2 protein-coding genes and 1 pseudogene are annotated in these 4,324 nt (G+C 53.8%); all 3 read left to right on the forward strand.

Features of this window, described 5'->3' with window-relative positions; translation table 11 throughout:
- Nucleotides 1-446: pseudogene (locus ACESLU_RS12185) on the forward strand (hypothetical protein); the annotation flags it as partial.
- Nucleotides 447-637: 191 nt separating this feature from the next.
- On the forward strand, nt 638-2,050 hold the full coding sequence (locus ACESLU_RS12190) for an alkaline phosphatase (RefSeq protein ID WP_372638921.1): 1,413 nt from the start codon (nt 638-640) through the stop codon (nt 2,048-2,050).
- Nucleotides 2,051-2,070: 20 nt separating this feature from the next.
- The gene (locus ACESLU_RS12195; RefSeq protein ID WP_372638922.1) at nt 2,071-4,017 is read left to right on the forward strand and encodes a sulfatase-like hydrolase/transferase; all 1,947 of its coding nucleotides are present in this window, start codon (nt 2,071-2,073) and stop codon (nt 4,015-4,017) included.
- The last annotated feature ends 307 nt before the right edge of the window (nt 4,018-4,324 follow it).

Consider the following 4,324-nt stretch of genomic DNA (forward strand, 5'->3'; position numbering starts at 1 on the left):
CGGATCGCCCGCGTGAGATCCGGGCTCTGTGGCATTACGCGCCCGGGCTGCCGCTGCAAAGCGACGGGCGCCGCCAGGTGGCCTCGACTAGTCCCGGCGGGGCCAACCTGCGCATCACCCCGGCAGGCCCCGGCGCTGTTGAGTGGACGCTGGAGATGGTAGAGGGACAAACGGAGCCGGTTATCCAGGGGTGGTACAGCGAAACATATGGCAGTAAGACCCCCAATCCCACCGCGGTCTATCGGTCGGATATAGACGGCGATGCTACCTTCGCCTGGGTGTTGACACCGGCCGGGGGAGCGGTTCCGCCCGTCGAGGCGACGCTGCTGGAAGCCGACCCCCGGCAGGCCAGGATTCGCGTGGAGGTGGAAGGCGAACCTCCTGTCACAGCAACCATCCCCCTGCGGGAGGATGCCTCTCCGGCGATAGAAATAGAAGGAGAATGAGAATGAAAAGGTTGCGTTAGATGCCGCCTTTTCTATTTTTGTAAGCGGGGGATCCGGGTCCGGGACCGGACCGCCCGGTGTATGGCTGGTACAGCTTTTGGAAAAGTCCGTCAGACAATATGTATAAGAGTGATAAAACTATGTCCAAAAACAACAGAAGAAGCTTTCTAAAAAAGGTGGGTCTGGGATTTTTGTCTTTTTCGCTGTGGGATTACAACACCCTGTTCTCATGGGTTAGAAATAGCCTCCCGGGTTACCGGTCAGACCGGAACGTATTTTTTACGACCGGTTTTAAAATCTCGGAAGTGAGCCGCCATTCTGCCGTCATCTGGACGCGGCTGTGTGACCGGGAAAAGCCGAATCCCATTGTACACAAAAGGCGACAGGAGGTTTTTCGCCACCCCGTTGATTTTGACGAAGGGCAGCCGGTGGAATCGATGGACGGAGCGGTGGCCGGCGCAGAGGGATATGTGCGGGCGAGGGTATTCAACGGAGAGGAGGAAAACGTCTCCGAATGGGTGAAGGTGAAGGCCAGCGGTGATTACACGGCCCAAATATCGTTTGATGATCTGCGGGAAAACCAGGCGTACCAGGTTGAAATTGAGGGCCGGGCCACTTTTTCGGATAACGCAACAGTAACAAGAGGGAGATTTTCGACTGCTCCCGGCCCGGAACGTGTCCGCCGAACCTGTATGGTGACCTCGACCTGTCAATATTTTTGGAGCTTTGATGACCGCCGGCGAGGGTTCAGGAGCTACGACAGTATGAGAAAGCTGGATCCTGATTTTTTCATTCACACCGGAGATTACGTGTATTATGACAAACCGGGTCCCCTGGCAAAAACGCTGAAAGAAGCGCGACATAAATGGCATGCGATGGATTCCCGGCCGTCCCTCAAAGAGCTGTATAAACGGGTACCCATCTATATGGTAAAAGATGATCATGATCTTTTGAAAGACGATGTGTTTCCGGGATCAGGGGGATATGGGGATCTTTCGTTTGAGGATGGATTGAAGCTGTGGTATGAAAATGCGCCTTTACAGGATAAACCCTATCGCACGATTCGCTGGGGGAAGGATCTGCAGGTATGGCTGGTGGAAGGCCGGGAATATCGATCGGCGAATATCCGGGAAGACGGCCCGCATAAAACGATATGGGGTGAGGAACAGGTTGCGTGGTTTAAAGAAACGATGGCCTCCTCCGATGCAACGTTTAAATTACTGTTTTCGGCTACTCCGGTGGTGGGTCCGGACCGGAAGAATAAAAATGATAATCATGCCAATTCGGCTTTTGAAACCGAGGGCGGGTGGTTGCGAGAATATTTATCCGGCCAGGAAGGGACGTTTGTCATTAACGGCGACAGGCACTGGCAGTATGTGTCCCGGGATCGTAAAACAGGGTTGGTTGAAGTTGGCTCGGGACCTGTCAGCGACTACCATGCCCAGGGATGGGATCCGAATGACGTGCGGCCGGAGCACAAGTTTCTACGGGTCAAAGGGGGATTTTTGAGTATTACGGTTGATCGTAAGGCGGGAGAACCCTATATATCCTTCCGGCATCACGATGTACAGGGCTCTGTCGTGAATGAGGAAATTTTCAATTAAATAAGTTCTTTACAGATAAAATGAATACCAGACTCATATTAGAATACTGCGTATACCCTGTAACAATTTTGCTTGTCGCTTCCCTTTTCGGTGGATGCGGCCAGGCGACCGGTGAACAGAATGAATCCCCCGCACCCAACATCGTGTTCATTCTGGCCGATGACCTGGGATATTCGGACATCGGGGCGTATGGATCTGAAATAGAAACCCCGAACCTGGACCGGCTGGCGAACAACGGTATCCGGTTTACACAGATGCATAACACCAGCAAATGCTTCCCCTCGAGAGCGGTGCTCTTAACGGGACAGTATGCCCAGCAGGTGGGGATGAGCGAGTCGGCGGGGGACTTCGAGCAGGCGGTGATGTTCGGGGAAGTGCTCAGCGAGGCAGACTACACCACCATTTTTGTGGGAAAGCACCACAGCACGGACAACCCCTACGAGTGGGGTTTTGATCACTACTGGGGACTGCGCGACGGGGCGGCCAACTACTTCAACCCCGGCGAGCAGCGTCCCAGGGATCCGGGTCCCCCGGCCCAGAAGCCGGGTTTTTACCCGCGGACTTTTGCATTTGACGACTCGCTGGCCGAGCCCTATACGCCCCCCGGGGATTACTATGGCACCGACAGCTGGACCGACTGGGCGCTGGAACTGCTGGGCCGCTATGAAGAAGATTCCCAACCCTTTATGCTGTACTTGTCCTACCAGGCCCCGCACGATCCGCTGCAGGCCCCAGAGGAAGATATTAAAAAATACGAAGGGGTGTATGAGGCCGGCTACGAGGCCATTGCCCAGGCCCGCTACGAGCGACAGCGCCGGATGGGACTGCTTGACGAGCGCTACCCGCGATCGGAGCCAACCCATCGCCCCTGGTCAGACCTTGACGATTCGACCAGGGCCGACCAGCTGCGGCGGATGCAGGTCTATGCCGCGATGATCGACCGGTTGGACCAGAATATCGGGCGGTTGATTGATTACCTGGAAGAGCGGGGCGAGCTGGACAATACGCTCATCATGTTTGCCTCCGACAACGGCGCCTCAGCCGAAGTCGTGCAAATCGGGGAGGGTCCCATCGGATCGATGACCCGCTGGGCCTCGCTGAAGGAAGACTGGGCCAACGTGGCCAATACCCCATTCCGTCTCTACAAGAACTACTCCCATGAGGGGGGTACGGCCACGCCCTTTATCGTTCACTGGCCGGAGGTCATCTCCGAAGGGGGACAGATTGACCACAGCCTGCTCCATTTTATTGATATCATGCCCACGCTCGTTGAGGTAAGCGGGGCGGAATATCCCGACGAGTACCGCGGCGAACCCATGCATCCGATGAAGGGCGTCAGCCTGCTCCCCCTGCTCCGGGGAGATTCCATAGAGCGCGAGCAGCCGCTGTATTACGAGTGGAACAGCGGCCGCGCTGTTCAAACGGAAAAGTGGAAGTTGGTGCGCTGGGAGGAGGAATGGGAGCTGTATGACCGGCAGACCGACCGCACGGAAACGACGAACCTGGCCGGCCAACACCCCGATGTGGTCAATCGGTTGGAGTCCCAATGGCGGGAGTGGGCCGGTTATTCCCAGGGATTTGATACCGCATTTGATCACCAGGCTCTTGTGGTAAGTGATCTGGATTCATCCGCCAGCTTCTATAAAGAGATACTGGGATTAAAAGAGATAAAAAATGAAACCGGGAAACCCACTCGCCGGTGGTTTTCACTGGGTGGTGATCTCCAGCTGCACCTGCTGGCAGACGAGATGGAAGGAGTCAAGGTCAATAAATCAATCCATCTGGCTGTGACGATTTCAAATTTTGACGAATTTGTGGAAAATCTGCGCACCCGGGATATCGAATTTACTGACTGGCCGGGAAATGTAAATCAGGTCAATTATCGCCCGGATGGAGTCAAGCAGGTATATATCAAAGACCCGGATGGGTACTCTATCGAAGTCAACAGCAGGACGGAGAATCTTTAATTGCGTCTTTAATCCAGCTGAATAGATCCTGCGCCGCTATATTAGCCATTAATGAGAATAAGAATGGTTCAGGAAGTCGAGCACAAACAACTTTTGCCGGCAACTTGTGGAGGATAAACAGATTATGGAATACTAAGAAGAAGATTAGATACATCTGCCAAATTGGTCAGCTCGAATTCACAAACCAAATATATTCATAATTTTAAAATGCATGAACTTTCCTAATCACGGACTAGCGTTTTGGATATTATTAATTTTTGTTCTGTTGGTTGTCAGTAGTTGTTCGGAACAAGAGGGATATGAACTG

The sequence above is a fragment of the Fodinibius sp. genome (assembly GCF_041642155.1).
GTDB lineage: Bacteria > Bacteroidota > Rhodothermia > Balneolales > Balneolaceae > Fodinibius.